Origin of the sequence: Massilia sp. CF038 (assembly GCF_900129765.1) — a bacterium.
Taxonomy (GTDB): domain Bacteria; phylum Pseudomonadota; class Gammaproteobacteria; order Burkholderiales; family Burkholderiaceae_D; genus Telluria_A.
Map to the genome: position 1 here is coordinate 342,467 of NZ_FQWU01000001.1, position 16,576 is coordinate 359,042.

General features: G+C 61.8%; 12 protein-coding genes. 3 read left to right on the forward strand and 9 right to left on the reverse strand.

All coding sequences use genetic code 11. The annotated features are described in order from the left end of the window. The first annotated feature begins 12 nt into the window (after nt 1-12). The 3 genes from BUC24_RS01540 to BUC24_RS01550 all read left to right on the forward strand — a co-directional run bounded on the left by BUC24_RS01540 (nt 13) and on the right by BUC24_RS01550 (nt 4,005). Complete coding sequence (locus BUC24_RS01540; protein WP_073212321.1) at nt 13-771, forward strand: SDR family NAD(P)-dependent oxidoreductase; 759 nt, start codon at nt 13-15, stop codon at nt 769-771. A 232-nt stretch (nt 772-1,003) separates the two neighbouring features. Then, entirely contained in the window at nt 1,004-1,438 is a 435-nt protein-coding gene (locus tag BUC24_RS01545) for a hypothetical protein (protein ID WP_229447959.1), read from the forward strand. Nucleotides 1,439-1,590: 152 nt separating this feature from the next. Next, nucleotides 1,591-4,005 carry a catalase gene (locus BUC24_RS01550; RefSeq protein ID WP_073212322.1) on the forward strand — a complete coding sequence of 805 codons (2,415 nt, stop codon included), beginning with the start codon at nt 1,591-1,593 and terminating at the stop codon, nt 4,003-4,005. An 18-nt stretch (nt 4,006-4,023) separates the two neighbouring features. On the opposite strand, the gene BUC24_RS01555 is transcribed toward BUC24_RS01550, so the two are convergent. From BUC24_RS01555 to BUC24_RS01595, 9 genes are all read right to left on the reverse strand, one after another. Beyond that, entirely contained in the window at nt 4,024-4,683 is a 660-nt protein-coding gene (locus tag BUC24_RS01555; protein WP_178372462.1) for a PEP-CTERM sorting domain-containing protein, read from the reverse strand. Nucleotides 4,684-4,868: 185 nt separating this feature from the next. After that, a complete protein-coding gene (locus tag BUC24_RS01560; protein WP_073212324.1) occupies nt 4,869-8,003 on the reverse strand; it encodes an efflux RND transporter permease subunit in 3,135 nt (1,044 codons plus the stop codon). Nucleotides 8,004-8,012: 9 nt separating this feature from the next. Then, nucleotides 8,013-9,143, reverse strand: a complete 1,131-nt coding sequence (locus BUC24_RS01565; protein WP_073212325.1) for an efflux RND transporter periplasmic adaptor subunit — start codon at nt 9,141-9,143, stop codon at nt 8,013-8,015. Between the two features lie 18 nt (nt 9,144-9,161). Further along, a complete protein-coding gene (locus BUC24_RS01570; protein WP_083598637.1) occupies nt 9,162-10,535 on the reverse strand; it encodes an efflux transporter outer membrane subunit in 1,374 nt (457 codons plus the stop codon). A gap of 11 nt (nt 10,536-10,546) precedes the next feature. Then, on the reverse strand, nt 10,547-11,254 hold the full coding sequence (locus BUC24_RS01575) for a CerR family C-terminal domain-containing protein (protein WP_073212327.1): 708 nt from the start codon (nt 11,252-11,254) through the stop codon (nt 10,547-10,549). Between the two features lie 303 nt (nt 11,255-11,557). Next, complete coding sequence (locus BUC24_RS01580) at nt 11,558-12,907, reverse strand: hybrid sensor histidine kinase/response regulator (RefSeq protein WP_073212328.1); 1,350 nt, start codon at nt 12,905-12,907, stop codon at nt 11,558-11,560. A gap of 40 nt (nt 12,908-12,947) precedes the next feature. After that, nucleotides 12,948-13,685 carry a 2OG-Fe dioxygenase family protein gene (locus BUC24_RS01585; protein ID WP_073212329.1) on the reverse strand — a complete coding sequence of 246 codons (738 nt, stop codon included), beginning with the start codon at nt 13,683-13,685 and terminating at the stop codon, nt 12,948-12,950. A gap of 46 nt (nt 13,686-13,731) precedes the next feature. Next, nucleotides 13,732-14,226, reverse strand: coding sequence for a DUF6702 family protein (locus BUC24_RS01590; protein WP_073212330.1), 495 nt, complete (start codon nt 14,224-14,226; stop codon nt 13,732-13,734). Then, the gene (locus BUC24_RS01595) at nt 14,223-16,574 is read right to left on the reverse strand and encodes a M1 family metallopeptidase (RefSeq protein ID WP_073212331.1); all 2,352 of its coding nucleotides are present in this window, start codon (nt 16,572-16,574) and stop codon (nt 14,223-14,225) included. Before BUC24_RS01595 ends, BUC24_RS01590 begins: the two co-directional genes overlap by 4 nt. Between the last annotated feature and the right edge of the window lie 2 nt (nt 16,575-16,576).

Below are 16,576 nucleotides of genomic sequence, written 5' to 3' on the forward strand. Positions count from 1 at the left end.
AAGGAAGCAAACATGTCTGCCAAATTCAGCAATCAAGTCGCAGTTGTTACTGGTGGTTCCACGGGGATTGGCCTGGCCATTGCCAAGGCCTTGCTGGAGCAGGGCGCCCGGCGCGTGTATGTCACAGGGCGTTCGGCCAAAAATCTCGATCATGCCGCGACCTTGCTCGGGCCCAATGCAGTCGCCCTGGTGTCCGATGTGGCCTCGCTATCCGATCTGGAAAAACTCAAAGCCGAGATCGAAGCGCGCGGTGACAAACTCGATGCGGTCTTTGCCAATGCCGGCATTGCCGAGAAAAACCAGTTTGGCGATACCACCGAAGCCGAGCTGGACAAAACCTTTGATATCAACGTCAAGGGTGTGTTCTTTACCGTGCAAACCTTGCTGCCTTTGCTCAAGGATGGCGCCGCGGTGGTGCTGACCGCGTCCATCGTGTCCAACAAGGGCATGGAGAATCTGAGTATCTATAGCGCCTCGAAAGCGGCGGTCCGTTCGTTTGCCCGTTCCTGGGCCAATGATCTGAAAGGCCGCAAGATCCGCGTCAACGCCTTGAGCCCTGGTATGACGCTCACCCCGATCATGGAAAACGGTTTGAAGATGAATGCCGAGCAAATCGCCGGACTGGCCGAATTTGCCAAGGGCGCCATCCCGCTCGGCTACGTGGCCCAGCCCGACGAAATCGCCACGGCGGCACTGTTCCTGGCATCGCAAGATGCCAAATACATCAATGGGATCGAATTGAGCGTGGATGGGGGCATGACGCAGATCTGATTTGGCGCTGGGGGCACATTGCATTCTGCCGATCTGGTTGCGTGCGATGGGCCCCGTTTCAACGATCCATTTGGAAACTAAATTCCCATCTGAATTTATGCTTTGCAAACGCTGTATGGCTCTGTTAGTCACCGCACAGTGATCACCTGCTGATCGTTATATTTTTTGTATTCGCTGCATCGGTTCAGATGCAACACCGCGCGGGTATAAAACACTTTCAGAGGAATGGATCATGGACAATCAAAAATCGAACGACGGTAACGCACGCAATGTAGGCAACGAAGGCTCGGGCAGCAGCATGGGCAAGGACCTGAGCAGGGATTCGAACGGCGGCATCGGCCGCAGCACGGGCGCAACGCCGGGTGCCAGCGCCGAGATCAGCAAAGGCGCCTCCGAGCTGCACCAGTCGATCGACAAAGCTGCCGATGCCGCGCCCGCCATGGCAGATCGCCTCGCGACGAGCGCCCACGCCGGCGTCGACAAAGTGCAAGGCGCGCTGGCCAATGCCAGCAACAGCATGGGCGAAAAATCCAAGCAGTTGAGCGAAGCCTACAAAAACTTCGCTGAAACCGGCCGTGGCTATGTTCGCAGCAGCCCGGCCACCTCGGTGCTGGTGGCACTGGCTGCCGGCTTCACCCTGTCGAAAATTCTGGGCCGCCGCCGCTAATCTGGGGCCGCCGCGCCCGGCCTGACGCCGGTCGGCTTGCAGCTGGCCGGCGTTTCGGCGCGTCCTGTTCCATTCATTTCGCACGACCGCGGCTTGCCCGCAATGCAGCGTTGCGCTTATCTCCACAGTTATCGTATTTTTCGAGGTGTTACATGGTTACACGCAAAAAGACCGGCCAGTCAGATGAAGGCGCCGGCTCCATCCTCAGCTCTGTTTCGGGTCCCTCCAACGCACCGCCGCCGGGCACCTTGGGCAGCAAGACCGTCATGGGCGACGAGTTGCTGCAAAAATCAGTCGGCAATATGCAGCTTGCTGCGGAAATGCCGTTCAACCCGAACAAGGCTGCGGAGTATGGCGATGCGTCGCGCACGCCGCAACCTGGCGCGACCGCCACGCCGCCCACCCCGCGCGCCACCGCCAGCAGCAGCACGGAAACGATTCCGTCAGCCAAACTGGGCGCTGGCAATCCGCCCGACGGCTACAACCCGACGGTGGAGTCGCTCGACCGCGTGCGCGTTGATTCCGGCGGCCAGGTACTGACCACCAATCTGGGTGTACCCGTTGCCGACAACCAGCATTCGCTCAAAATCGGCCTGCGCGGCCCCACCGCGCTGGAAGACTTCATTCTGCGCGAAAAGATCACCCATTTTGACCACGAGCGTATTCCTGAGCGCGTGGTCCATGCACGCGGCTCGGCAGCGCACGGCTACTTTGAAAGCTATGGCGACTTCAGCGCATTGACCCGCGCCACCGTGTTTGCCGAGGCAGGCAAGCGCACCCCGGTCTTCACACGGTTTTCGACCGTGGCGGGCGAACGAGGTTCCTCCGACACCGTGCGCGATGTGCGCGGCTTTGCCGTGAAGTTCTATTCGGATCAGGGCAACTGGGATTTGGTGGGCAACAACATGCCTGTCTTCTTCATTCAGGATGCAATGAAGTTCCCCGATCTGGTGCACGCCGTGAAACCGGAGCCGCACCACGCGATGCCGCAGGCGTCCAGCGCCCACGACACCTTCTGGGATTTTGTTTCGCTGATGCCGGAATCGACCCACATGCTGCTGTGGCAAATGTCCGATCGCGCCATTCCACGCAGCTACCGCACCATGCAAGGCTTTGGCGTGCACACCTTCCGCCTGATCAATGCGGCAGGCGAAGCGCGCTTCTGCAAATTCCACTGGAACCCGATCCAGGGCACACATTCGCTGGTGTGGGATGAGGCCGCCAAGCTGATCGGTGCCGATCCCGATTATCACCGCCGCGACCTGTGGGAAGCGATCGAAGCCGGCGCCTTCCCGGAGTGGGAACTGGCGGTGCAAGTGTTCACGGAAGAACAGGCCGAAGCCTTCGAATTCGATGTGCTCGACCCAACCAAAATCGTCCCGGAAGAGCTGGTGCCCCTGACCCCGCTGGGCCGGATGGTGCTCAACCGCAACCCGGACAATTTCTTTGCGGAGACCGAGCAGGTGGCCTTCTGCACGGCGCACATTATCCCCGGCATTGATTTCAGTAACGATCCGCTGCTGCAGGGGCGCATTCACTCCTACCTGGACACGCAGATCAGCCGCCTGGGCGGGGTCAATTTCCATGAGATTCCCGTCAATTCGCCAGTGGCACAGGTGCACAATAATCAGCGTGACGGCATGCACCGCCAGGCAATCCATCGTGGCCGCGTCAGTTACGAGCCCAATTCGCTCGGTGGCGGCTACCCGGCTCAGGCTGGCGCACAGGGCTTTACCAGCTTCCCCGAACCAGTGGCAGCAGACAAGGTGCGTGGCAAGCCGGAACTGTTTGCTGATCACTATTCGCAAGCGCGCCTGTTCTTCAACAGCCAGACGGCAGTCGAACAGCACCACATCGCTGCGGCCTTCCGTTTTGAATTGACGCGGGTACAGACCCCGGCTGTCCGCGAGCGCGTATTGTCGCTGCTGGCCAACGTCAATCCAGTACTGGCCGGTTCGGTCGCTGCCGGCCTGGGCATGGACGTGCCGCCGCCGCAGCCCATGGCAACCAGCCTGCCGCTGCCGGAATACGATGCCTCGCCTGGTTTGTCGCTGCTGAGCCGTCCGGGTGAAACCGGGATCAAGACGCGCAAGGTGGCCATTCTGATCGGTAACGGCATTGATGGCGCCATGGTGCGTGCGGTCTACACATCCTTGCTCAACGATGGCGCGGTGCCGCGTCTGGTGGGTTCGCAGCTGGGCAAGGTGCAGGCCAGCGATGGCAGTGTGCTATACGTCGAGATCACGCTGGAAGCGGGCCCGTCGGTGCTGTATGACGCGGTGGTGGTGCCCGATGGGGCTGACGCCATCAAGGCGCTGGGCCGCGATGCGCACGCGCTCGACTTTGTGCGTGAACAGTATCGTCACTGCAAGCCGATCATGGTGGTTGGTGCTGGCACTGGTTTGCTGAAGCAGGCAGCGGTCCCGCCTGCCTTGCCGGACGGGACCGATGATCCAGCCCTGATTGGCGCCGACACGGAAGATGTGCCGGCCGCCATTGCTGCCTTCAAGGAGGCGCTGGCAGGCCATCGCTCCTTTGCGCGCGAAACCGATCCACCGATGGTGTAAGGGGCGCGGCAGTCTCGCTTACTTGGATTTGCGACGGCGCATCATCACGCCCAGCAAGCCCAGACCGAGAACGATCGATGCCGGGGTGCCTGGTTCAGGTACCTTGGTGTCGGTCGGTGGGATGACATTGAAGTCACGGCCAAAAATGGTCAGGTTCGAATAGCCCGAATACTGACGGCCATTGTTCAGCAGATTCAGTGCCCAGCTGCCGTTGAGCGTCTGGCCCGCGCCGATTTGCTGGTCGTCGAACAGCCAGGCGCCGCTGCCGCCACCGGTGTGGATGGCAAACACCAGGTCCAGGTCAACCGCGTGCAGCAGATCGGTGTTGGTCAGGGTCCAGCTGCCGTTGCGGCCGTTGGTTTTGTCGAAGGTGAAGGTCAACGAGCTGCCCAGTTTGGTGGTGCTGATGCTGGTGCCGTCATCGGCCTTGCTGTCGAACGCTGCCAGGCGTGCCCAGTCGCCGCTGCCGTAGCTGGCGAAGTCTTTGGCGAAGCCAGTGCTGCCGCCGTTCTTGCCTTGCGACTGAGGATTAATGCCATTTGCATAGCTCAGCGCGTCAGAAGGCGCGCCGGACAAGGTCACATCATTGATGGTGGCGGTACCGATCGAGCCCGCATGGGCAGAACCGGCCAGCAAGAACAGCGCGCAAACGCTTGCCTTGAGTGCGATTGATTTCAAAATAGATCCGTTGGGTTGGTACGTCGAAGGGAAGGATTGCGGGGGTTAGGCAACTCTTTACTGTTTTGGCAATTATATGGTTGTACAAAAGCAATTGCAATATCGCAAACACAATAGACGAAGAAACAACGAAAAATTTCCTCAGGTCAATGAAAAACGCCAGCTTGACGCTGGCGTTTTTTGTTTTACGGGTAGCTTACATCGCTGCTCTTCGCTGTGCTGACGGGCAGATGCGGCGCCGATTTCTCTTTCCGCATGCGCGCCATATTGCGCTTGAGCCAGTGCTCCAGATCATCAATGATGGTGAACACGGCAGGCACCACCAGCAAACTGAGCAATGTCGACGTGATCAGCCCGCCAATCACGGCAATGGCCATCGGTGAACGGAAGCTCGGGTCTGCGCCCCAGCCCAGCGCCAGCGGCATCATGCCGGCGCCCATGGCGATGGTGGTCATGATGATCGGGCGGCTGCGCTTGTGGCAGGCGTCGACCAGCGCGTCGAAGCGGTTCATGCCTGCCTGGCGTGCCAGGATCGCATAATCGACCAGCAGAATCGAGTTCTTGGTCACGATCCCCATCAGCATGATCAGGCCAATCATGGAAGGCATCGACAAGGCCTTGCCGGTGATCAGCAGGCCGACAATGGCGCCGCCAATCGACAGGGGCAGGGCCGCCAGAATCGTCATAGGCTGCATGAAGTCCTTGAACAGCAGGACCAGTACGCCATAGATGCACAGCACACCAATCAGCATGGCGATGCCGAAGCTGGCAAACAGCGCCTGCATTTCCTGGGCGTCGCCCAGTTCGGCAATCTTGACCGAGGCCGGCAGCGACTGCATCGACGGCAGGGCGCGCGCTTCGGCATTGACTTCACCGAGCGAGCGGCCCGACAGTTCCACTTCCAGCGTCACGTTGCGGTTGCGGTTCAGACGGTCGATTTGTGCTGGTCCGCTTTCCATCGTGATCGACGCGACGTTGGCCAGCATGACCGGGCCGTTCTTGCCCGGCACCGTCAGGCGTTCGATGGCCGACAGGTCGGCGCGCACCGCATCGGGCAGCTTGACCCGGATCGGCACCTGGCGTTCGGACAGATTCATCTTGGTCAAAGCCTGGTCGTAATCACCTGCGGTGGCCACGCGTACCGTCTCGCCAATGGCGGCGGCGGTCACGCCCATATCCGCGGCGCGGGCAAAGTCGGGCCGCACGATGATTTCCGGACGCACCAGCGAGGCGCTCGAACTGACGTTGCCAATGCCTTTGAGGGTACGCAGTTCGCGTTCCACCTGCTGGGCGGCAGCGGTCAGCGCGACCGGGTCTTCGCTGCGCAGCACCAGCTGCATCTTGACGCCGGTATCTTGCGGTCCAACCGTGAACTTGGCGCCTGGAATCTGGTCAAGTTTGGTGCGGATCTGGCGTTCGATGGCATCCAGCGACTCCTTGCGGTCGTTGCGGTGCACGGTCGTCAGGGTCAGAACCGCGCGCCGTGCTTCAGCAGAGGCGCCAGGTGCGAACGCATCGCCGCTGGAGCCGCCACCGATCGAGCTGAAGATGCCGGTCACGCCCTTCACTTCGGTGGCGGCCTTGCGTGCCTGTTCTGCCACGACGCGCGTTTCAGCCAGTGTGGAACCGGGCGGCAGCTCGACATTGATCATGGTCTGGGCACGGTCGGCCGGCGGAACGAATCCGGTCGGCAGCAACGGCACCAGCAGAATCGAAGCGATAAAGAAGATGCCGGAACCGACAGCAGTGATCACCCGGTGATTCAGGCACCATTTCATGGCGCGCATGTAGCGCTGCATGATCCAGCCATCTTTCTCTTCCGCGTGCGGCAGCGGCTTGAGGATGTAGGCGGCCATCATCGGGGTGAGCAAACGCGCTACCACCAGCGAGGCCAGGATCGCCAGCACCGCAGTCCAGCCGAACTGCTTGAAGAACAGGCCAGGAATGCCGCCCATGAAGGCGGTCGGCAGGAACACGGCGACCAGCGCGAAGGTGGTGGCAATGACGGCCATACCGATTTCGTCGGCTGCCTCCATGGCCGCCTGCATCGGCGTTTTACCCATGCGCAGGTGGCGCGAGATGTTTTCGATTTCGACAATCGCATCGTCCACCAGCACGCCAACCACCAGTGCCAGCGACAGCAGCGTCACTGTGTTGAGCGTGTAGCCGAACCAGTACTGGCCCAAAAACGCAGGAATGACCGACAGCGGCAGTGCTGCCGCAGCCACCAGCGTGGCGCGCCAGTCGCGCAGGAACCAGAACACCACCAGCACGGCCAGCAGCGCGCCTTCGTACAGCAGCTCCATTGAGCCGTCGAAGTTTTCTTCCACCGGGAAGGCGTTGTCGATGACTTCCTTCATTTCGATATTGGCGTGCGTGCCTTGCAGTTCCGCGATGGCTGCGCGCGCACCCTTGGCCACCGCAATTTCGCTGGCGCCCTTGGTGCGGAACACTTCAAAGCCGACCACGCGCTTGCCATCTTGCTCGGCAATGGAGCGCGGTTCCGCCACGGTGTCTGTGACTTTGGCCACCTGGTCCAGGCGCACGCGGCGCCCGTCTGGCAGGGGAATATCCATGGCAGCCAGTTCGGCCGCGGTATTGACCGTGGCGATGGTGCGCACCGATTGCTCGGCGCCGCTGACGTCGCCCCGTCCACCTGGCGCTTCGCGCTGCACGCTGCGCAGCTGGTGCGATACGTCCACCGCCGCGACCTTGAGGGCAGCCATGCGGGCGTCGTCGAGCTCCACGCGGATCTCGCGGAACACGCCGCCCACGCGCTTGACCGCGCCCACACCGGGCACGCTGAGCAGACGCTTGGCGACCGTATTGTCGACAAACCAGCTCAATTCCTGGTCGTCAAGCGGCACCCCGCCTTTGCCGGGCGTGGCAGCCGCGGTGAAGGTCATGATCACACGGCCTGCAGTGGAGGCCTTGGTCACGGTCGGGTCGCGCATCTCGGCAGGCAGGTCGGCCTTGACGCGGGCGACCGCATCGCGCACGTCATTGACGGCATCCGAGATATTTTTTTCAAGGATGAATTCCACGGTGACCGTGGCCACGCCGTCGAGCACCTTGGTGTAGATGTTCTTGACGCCTTGCAGGGTGGCGACCGAGTCTTCGATCTTGCGCGCGACTTCGGTTTCCAGCTGGGCCGGGGCGGCGCCGTCGAGCACTGCGCTGACAGTCACAATGGGCAGTTCGATATCCGGGAAGTCCTGCACCGCGTTGGCCTTGTAGGCCAGCAGGCCGGCCAGCGTCAGCAGAATGAACAGCATGATCGCCGGTATCGGGTTCTTGATGGAGAGGGCTGAAAAATTCATGATCGGTCCTTACTTCGGCGCGCCGGCCGCGACATTGCGTACCAGATCGCCTTCATTGAGGAAGCCGGCGCCATTGACCACGACCACGGCATCCGGCGTCAGGCCGCTGACCACTTCGATGCGGTCGCCCAGGCGGCGTCCGGCCTGCACCTTGATCTGGCTGACGCGCTGGTCCTGGTTCAACTTGAACACGTAGCTGAAACCGTCGCGCACCACCACCGACTGCTGTGGAACCGTCATGGCGTTCGACTGGCCCAGCTCGAACTGGCCGCTGGCGAACATGCCGGCCTTGAAGGGCGCGTTCGCATCCGTGGTGGGCGGCAGGTCGACGTAGACCAGCGCGGAGCGGGTTTGCGGATCGATGGTCGGTGCAATCATGCGCACCTTGCCCGTCAATTCGCTGCCGTTGGCGGCCTTGACCACCGCGCCGGTGCCGGGACGAAGGCGTGCCAGTTCGCTGGCAGTGACTTCGGCACGCCATTCCAGGCGGCCCTGGCGGATCATGCGGAACAGTTCCGTGCCCACGCCAACGACCGAGCCAACGGTGGCGGCGCGGGCTGAAATGACGCCATTGTCGGGCGCGACCACCTGGGTGTAGCGCAGGCGCAGTTCCTGCGAGGCCAGTGCGGCCTTGGCCGAGGCGATCCGTGCACGGGCCGTGGTTTCGGCAGTCATGTACTGGCTGATCTGCTGGGCCGACAAGGCGCCCGAGGCTTTGAGCGACTGGGCGCGCGCGGCGTTGGCCACTGCTTCGCTGGCATTGGCCTCGGCCTCCATCAGCGCGGCGCGCGCCTGTGCCACGTCGGCGTTGACGGTATCGGCCGAGAACACGGCCAGGACCTGGCCTTTCTTGACCACGTCGCCCACATTGACGCGCACGTCGGTCAGGCGCAGACCGCCCGATTCGCTGCCGATAATTGCTTCCTGCCAGGCGGCGACGTTGCCGTTGGCGGCCAGCTTGATCGGCAGTTGCGCCGCTTGCGGCCGCACGCTGGTGACGGTGAGCGCGGGGCGCGCAGGTTCCGACTTCTTGTCGTCAGCGGCAACCGAACTGCCAGGCTTGGCCAGCATGAAGGCGGCCACGATGAGCAAGGCGCCGAGGGCGAGGGCAGGAACAGGTTTGATCAGTTTATTTTTCATTGTAGGTCCAGATTCGGTTCAGTTAGCAGATGGCGTCCAGCCGCCGCCGGCGGCGCGGTACAGGGCCACCCAGGCGGCATTGCGTTCGCGCTGCAGCGTCACGACGGCGTTTTCGGCAGCCAGGCGGGTGCGCCGCGCATCTTCCAGTTCAAGCAGGCTGCCAAGACCGTTCTTGTAGCGGTCTTCGGCAGCCACAAAGGCAAGCCGGTAGCCTTCCATTGATACTTGTGCGTCGCTGCTGCGCGCTGTGCTGCTGTTCAGATTGACCAGTGCCTGTTCGACTTCGCTGACGGCGCGGCGCGCGCTGGCGCGGTAGTTGATGACGGCTGCGTCGTAGCGCGCCTTGGCCGCTTCCACGTTGGCACTGCGGCGGCCGGCGTCAAAGATTGGCAGGCTCAGGGCCAGCGGGCCGATGGTCCAGGTATCGGTCTGGATGTTGTCGCCGCCACTGCGGAAATTGGCCACGCCAACGGAACCCGAGAGCGACAAGCGCGGGAAGCGGTCGGCGCGCGCGCTGCCCACTTCGGCGCTGGCAGCGGCCACTTCGCGTTCGGCCGCAAACACGTCAGGGCGCTGGGCCAGCAATTGGGCCGGCACGGCACTGACCGCGATGGCGGGTGCTGGCACCAGGGCACTACCGGCCAGGCGGGCACGCAAGTCGCTTTCTTCCAGTGCTGTCATTGCAACCAGGTTCTTGACGTCGATATCGCACAACGCTTTCTGGAAGATGTAGCGGCTGTTGCCGTCGGCGGCGCTGGCGCGCGCCAGGGCAGCGGTCGATGGTGACTGGAAGCCCGCTTCGGCGGTCAGCTGGGTCAGGCGCGCCGTGTCGGCACGCGACTGGGCATCCTGCTTGGCCACATCGAGCAGCTGTTCGCAGCTGCGCAAGCTGTAATACAGGCTGGCTACTTCGGCCGCGACTGCGACGCGGGCTTCATGCCAGCCCGCCGTGGCACCGGCCAGTCGGGCCTGGGCCGCATCGCGGTCGGCGCGGCGCCCGCCGAACAGGTCGATTTCCCATCCCGACTGCAATGCTGCCTGGGAGGTGGTGCCGCCAGGGAGCGTGCTTTGCTGATTGGCGCGCGTCACGCCGACCGAAGCGTCGAGCGATGGCAGCAGGGCGGCGCCGGCGGCGGCGCGCTGGGCACGCGACTGGGCGATGCGCGAGCCGGCAGTGGCGATGGTGGGACTGGCTGTTTGCGCCGCTTCAACCAGTTGCACCAGCAGCGGGTCACCCTGCTGGCGCCACCACTGGCTCAAGTCGGTCAGGCTGCCGTTATGCGCGGGCGGCGTGTTCCATTGTGCGGGCGTGGGCGCATCCACCTTGGCTGGCGGGGCAAGCGCGCACGCCGATAGCGCCAGCGGCAGTATCAGTGTCGTTGCTATTCTCATTCTTGGTTCTTTCATGGCGGAGTAACGGGTGCGGCAGGTGATGTGGGCAGAGCGGCGCGGCGCGCCTGTTCGGCGTGAACCAGAGCTTCGCCATAATCGACCAGGCGTTCGAGCCAGGTGTCGATGGCGCTCTCCGAGTCCAGCAACTGCGGGGAGATTTTGTCGATCACGTCGCGCGCGATCATCAACTGCAGCGCCATGCCCACAATGCAGAAGGACAGGCGCGACAGATCATCGTCGATGGCGGTCAGCTGCATGTGGCGTGCGATCACCTGGGTCAGGCCGGCATGCGCAGGGCGGATATCGCTGTCGATTTCTTCGTGCCACAGGCCGGTGGGCTCGAGCATCTCGCGGAACCACAAGCGCATGCACATGCGCGCCAGGTCGCCCTGTTTGAGGGGTTCCAGCAAATGGGAGTAGAACTCGCGCAGCGCTTCGCGCAGGCTCAGGTCTTCGCGCGTGAACGCTTCGATGTCTTCGGTGCGGTGCGGCGCCGGCTCGGTAAAGGCGGCCCGGTACAAGCCTGCCTTGTCGCCGAAGTAGTAGCTGATCGACGCGATGTTGGTGCCGGCTGCGAGCGCAATTTCGCGCGTGGAGGTCTTGGCGAAGCCTTGTTCGGCGAACAAGCGCATGGCCGTCATTAACAGCCGTTCGCGCGATTGCACGCCGTCGGAGCGGCTTTTGCGTCCTTCGTCGGGAGGAGGGGGTGATTTTTCCATAGGCGTGATTAAATCATAAAAATCAAACGATTGATAGATTTAAATCGTTTGCTTGATTTAATTTCCGTTTGTAAAGAATATGGCAAGATTGCGCTTGTTGCGGTGCGTCATAAGGCGCGCGCCGCTCATGCGTCAAGATTGATTCTTTGCTATGGAATTAGCGAAATGTTTACGGTATTTCTACGGTATTGCGCCGCAACATAAACTGGGGTATATTGAAACTGTCTCCTCCAATACTTCTTCGAAGGTTGGATTACCGCCCGGTACCGCAAGGTACACGGGCGTTTTTTTTGGAGCCAGGTTTCAGTGCTTTTCGCGCAAGGCGAGGATGAAGGTGCTGCCCTGGCCGAACTCGCTGTGGAAGAACAGCTTGCCGCCAAGCAGGTTGGCCAGGTTCTGGCACAGGTACAGGCCCAGGCCAGCGCCTTCGGCGTGCCGGGTCGAGGTGGAGTCGAGCTGGGAGAATGCCTGGAATAGCTTGGGCTGGTCTTCGGCCTTGATGCCGGCGCCGGTGTCGGCGACGGCAAATTCGGTCACCAGCTGGCCTTCTTCAAGGCGCTGGCTGAGGGTGACCTTGACCGCGCCGGTGTCGGTGAACTTGATGGCATTGTTCACCAGGTTGATGATGATTTGCGTGAGGGCGCGCTTGTCCGAGTCGACCACCACCGGTTCCGACGGCAGCGCCACGCTCAACTCGAGCCCTTTTTGCGCTGCCAGAGGCCGCAGGCTGTCAATGGTCTGGCCTACCAGGTCCTGGCACTGCACGCGTTCCAGCGTCAGGGTGACCTTGCCCGATTCAATTTTGGCCACGTCGAGAATGTCGTTAATCAGCGACAGCAGATGGCGCGCGCTGGTACGAATGGTGTTGAGCTGCTTGTCCTGGTCGGGCGTGAGGGGGCCGGGCAGCTTCATGAGCAGGGCGCCGGTAAAGCCGATGATGGCGTTCAGGGGCGTACGCAGCTCGTGCGACATATTGGCGATGAACGCCGATTTCATGCGGCTTGCCTCGGCCAGCTCCAGGTTTTTGAGGGCGATTTCACGGTTGATCGCTTCCAGCTCGGCTGCGTGGTGCGCCAGCCGCATGTTCAACTCGATCACCTGCCGTTCGCGCGCCTGCAGCTCGCTGTTGACCTGCACCGCCTGTTCGTAGGTGGAGATCAGCAGGTCGAGAATTTGCTGGCGGCCGGCGTGAATGAAGTGTTTTTGTTCGCCCAGGTAGAGGGCAATGCCCTCGGTGCTTTGCGCTTCGCGCAGCTTCTGGTTGACCAGCATGTGGCTGATGCGGCTGAGAAGATATTCTTCCGCGTACGGCTTGCGGATGAAATTGTCGGCGCCGCATTCGATGCCGCGGATGATGTCCTTGGGGTCGTTCAGGGCCGTGACCAGGATGACCGGGATATCGCGCAGTTCGGGGTCTTCTTTGATGGCGCGGCACAGCTCATAGCCGTTCAGCTCCGGCATGATGATGTCGGACAGGACCAGGTGCGGCCGGTGCTCGCGCAGCAGCGCCAGTGCCAGGCGCCCGTTGGCAGCCACGCGGACACGGTAGGACCTTGACTGAATCAGGCGGCGCAGGCGCTCGGCCTGGGTCGGGCTGTCTTCGACAATCAGAATCTCGAACTGGTCCGGCTGGATTTCGCACGATGCGTCCACGTGTGATTCCTTGTACTAGGAGAGGTTGATAACGACTATATCATGCATCTTCGCCCTGGAAAGCACCCGCACGCCACGTCAGTACCAGGGTGTCGCGGTGGCCGTTCTCGCCAATGGGCTGAATCGGGGTCGATTCGTGAATCACGCGGGCGTCGTCCAGCAGCAGCAAGGTCCAGGGTTCCAGCATGGTAAAGCGCTTGCCGTCCGGGCCATCCGCCTGGAACACGCGGGTTTCGCCACCTTTGATGTTGTGACGTCCCACCAGCAGCACGGCCACGAAGTCGACCCCGTCGCGGTGCGCGCCTTCGGGTGTGGGACGGCCGATGCCTTCCAGCGTATCGATGCGGAACTGGTGTGCTTCCACATACCAGCGCTGTTCGCCACGCGCCTGCGCGCAGGCCTGGCCCAGCGCCGAGATCAGCCGGCTCCAGGCGGGATTGGCGACGGTCTGCGCCTCCACCGGCTCGAACAGGCGGTGCATGCCGCCGTGCAGGGCGTTGTATTCGACGGGCTGCCAGTGGGCGCGGTGCTCGGTCTGGGTCAGGGTGGCGCCGTCCTGAATGAAACAGGAGTGGCGCCGGCGCCGGTAATTGCCGCCGTCCTTGAGGTAGTTGTCCAGGGCGAGATGGTCCCAGCTGGCGGCCAGGGCATCGAGTTCGGTTCGGGTGCAGCCGGCCAGGGCGCAGACGTCGGACGGATCAAGCAGGGCGTATCCGGTGGTGCGCAGCGCATCGGTGAGCTGCGCCATACCCGTAAAGGGTGGTGCGGGAGTTGTCATTGCGATAGCGTAGCATTTTTGCGCCCGCCTGTCCCGCCAGCGGCCATTACTTCAGGGCTTGTTCGCTGTTTTTGCGGTCGAAGGTCTGCGAACGGATTTCTCCGCCGCGCTTGACGTTGAGGGTATTGGTCTGGTTTGGTAAAAAATCAGCCAGAATGTCGTGGTGTACCCGCGCGATTTTCTCAAGCGCCGTCTGCTCCAGCTCCTGATACACCACCACGCTCTCGACCCCGGCCGTCAGGCCCAGCCAACGGAGCGGCAGGCGCTTGCCATCGGCACTTAGCAGATAGAAGTGGTCGTCGATATAGGCACGCAGCTGTTCTTCACCGGCGCGGTCGCCGACGTCCACCATGGTTTTGGCGCGCAACGCCAGCAGGGCGTCGACGTCATGTGCCATCAGCGTGTGCACCACTTCCACATTGCCGGTCTTGTCGTTGTGTGCGATTTCGGTAATCGCGGTATGAAAGCGGTGCGCCAGTGCGCCAGCGCTGGCGCCGCACAAAGCGGCGGCCAGGGCCAGTTTCAGCAGCACGTTTTTCATTGGGCTTCCTTGGCCTTGCCCAGTGGTGTCTTGAAGTCCTTCATCAAGTCGTCCTTGCCTTTTTCGGTCTTGAACAACTCCACGCGCGACTGGGTGATCTTGCGCGGCCAGCTGTTGTTGCTGGTGTCGATGTCAGCTGTTTCCCAGTACGGGTCCTGGGTAAGGCTCACCATCGGTTCGTCCGTCACAATCAGCTTGGTGATTTTTTTGGACGAATAGCGCCACACTTCGGCGGGAATGCGCTCAATGGTCTTTTTGCCGGACTTGAGTTCAATCTCCAGCACTAGCGGCGTGACCAGCCCACCGGCATTGCTGAAGTCGACCAGGTACAAATGCTTGCCCTGCTTGAGCAAGGCCTTTTCCCAGTCTTCCAGCTCGGCCAGGCCCTCGTTGTACTTGTTACGGTCCTTGTTGGTGACGGTGAATTCGTCATGCTCGTTGTAGAAGTCTTTCAGTTCCGGCTGGGTGTCCACGCGGCGCGGCACACCCTTGTCGCGCTGGACCGACAGCGAAACCGGTTCAGCGTTCTTCTGGGCGCGCTTCCAGGCTTTTTCCGTTTCCGGGTTCTTGGTGCTGACGCCGTATTCAGTGATGCCGTCCACGCTCACGTCGACCGCATCGGTGGTGTAGAACCAGCCGCGCCAGAACCAGTCAAGATCGGTGCCGGAGGCGTCTTCCATGGTGCGGAACAGGTCAGCCGGGGTAGGGCGCTTGAATTTCCAGCGCTGCGCGTATTCGCGGAAGGCGAAATCGAACAGTTCGCGTCCCAGCACGGTTTCGCGCAGGATGTTCAGGGCGGTGGCCGGCTTGCCGTAGGCATTGTGGCCGCGCTGGATGACCGAATCGGAGTTGGTCATGATGGGCACCTGGTTCTTGCTGCGCATGTACTCGACGATGGCGCGCGGCTCGCCGCGGGTGTCAGCAAAGTCTTCTTCCCATGCGCGTTCCGCCAAAAATTCCAGGAAGGAGTTCAGTCCCTCGTCCATCCAGGTCCACTGGCGCTCGTCGGAATTGACGATCATCGGGAAGTAGTTGTGGCCCACTTCGTGGATGATCACACCAATCAAGCCATACTTGGTGCGGCGCGACCAGGTCAGTTCGCCGGTCTTCTTGTCCTTGGTTGGACGCGGACCGTTAAACGAGATCATCGGATATTCCATGCCGCCGATGGGGCCATTGACCGACAGCGCTACCGGATACGGATAGTCGAACGAGTACTTGTTGTACTGTTCGATGGTGTGAATGATGGCTTGGGTCGAATACCGTTCCCACAGCGGATTGCCTTCCTTCGGATAGAAGGACATGGCCATCATGTCGGTGCCGCCTTTTTTGTAGCCCTGGGCATCCCAGATAAATTTGCGGCTGGTGGCAAAGGCAAAGTCGCGCACGTTGTCGGCCTTGAAGTGCCAGCTGCGGGTGCCCGCCACGCGCGTCTTTTCGGCCGCTTCGGCCTCTTGCTGGGTGACGATGATAACGGGTTTGGTGGCTGTTTTCGCCTGCTGCAGACGCGCGCGCTGGGTTGCGCTCAGTACCGCTTCCGGATTTTGCAGCACGCCGGTGCTGGCCACGATATGGTCGGCCGGGACTGTGATTTCGACGTCGTAGTTGCCAAATTCAAGTGTGAATTCGCCGTCGCCGATGTACTGCTTGTTCTGCCAGCCGGCCGCGTCGTAATACGCGGCCATGCGCGGGAACCACTGGGCGATTTCGAACAAGTCATTCTTGTCGTCGAAGCGCTCATAGCCATTGCGCCGGCCCAGCACATTCATCTCGGGGACGTTGAAGCTCCATGCCATCTCGAAACTGGTCTGCGCGCCCGGTTTCAGCGGCTGCGGCAGATCGATCCGCATCATGGTCTTGTTGATGGTGTACTTCAGCGGCTGTCCGTTCGCATCCTTGATGGCGGCAATCTTGAAGCCGCCGTCAAAGCTGCGGCTTTCCATCAGAAAGCGCATGGTCTCGAAACGCACACCGTCGGCCTGGGTGCCCTTGGCCCACGCTTCGCGCGAAGGCAGGGTAGCCGTGATCAGACGGTCCGAGTCGCTGCGGAACATGTTCTGGTCCAGCTGCACCCACAAGTAACTGAGGGTGTCGGGCGAATTGTTGTGATAGGTGACGCTGCCACTGCCAGTAATACTGCGTTTGGCTTCGTCCAGCGTGGCCCGTAGCTTGTAGTCGGCGCGCTGCTGCCAGTACGCCTGGCCGGGCGCGCCGGACGCGGTGCGGGTCTCGCCCGGGGTAGGCAGCAGCTCTTCGAGCTGGCGGAACTTGTCGTCTGCAATATCGGCGGCGCAGGCGCCGGTGGCGAGGGCCGCAAAGGCGGCCAGGATCAGGCTTTTCTTGAACATAG

What these genes read in the sequence shown, in the direction of transcription:
- BUC24_RS01585 (WP_073212329.1), bottom strand. Translation starts at nt 13,685, where the DNA reads ATGACAACTCCCGCACCACCCTTTACGGGTATGGCGCAGCTCACCGAT.
- BUC24_RS01545 (WP_229447959.1), top strand. Translation starts at nt 1,004, where the DNA reads ATGGACAATCAAAAATCGAACGACGGTAACGCACGCAATGTAGGCAAC.
- BUC24_RS01540 (WP_073212321.1), top strand. Translation starts at nt 13, where the DNA reads ATGTCTGCCAAATTCAGCAATCAAGTCGCAGTTGTTACTGGTGGTTCC.
- BUC24_RS01560 (WP_073212324.1), bottom strand. Translation starts at nt 8,003, where the DNA reads ATGAATTTTTCAGCCCTCTCCATCAAGAACCCGATACCGGCGATCATG.
- BUC24_RS01590 (WP_073212330.1), bottom strand. Translation starts at nt 14,226, where the DNA reads ATGAAAAACGTGCTGCTGAAACTGGCCCTGGCCGCCGCTTTGTGCGGC.
- BUC24_RS01565 (WP_073212325.1), bottom strand. Translation starts at nt 9,143, where the DNA reads ATGAAAAATAAACTGATCAAACCTGTTCCTGCCCTCGCCCTCGGCGCC.
- BUC24_RS01570 (WP_083598637.1), bottom strand. Translation starts at nt 10,535, where the DNA reads ATGAGAATAGCAACGACACTGATACTGCCGCTGGCGCTATCGGCGTGC.
- BUC24_RS01595 (WP_073212331.1), bottom strand. Translation starts at nt 16,574, where the DNA reads ATGTTCAAGAAAAGCCTGATCCTGGCCGCCTTTGCGGCCCTCGCCACC.
- BUC24_RS01575 (WP_073212327.1), bottom strand. Translation starts at nt 11,254, where the DNA reads ATGGAAAAATCACCCCCTCCTCCCGACGAAGGACGCAAAAGCCGCTCC.
- BUC24_RS01550 (WP_073212322.1), top strand. Translation starts at nt 1,591, where the DNA reads ATGGTTACACGCAAAAAGACCGGCCAGTCAGATGAAGGCGCCGGCTCC.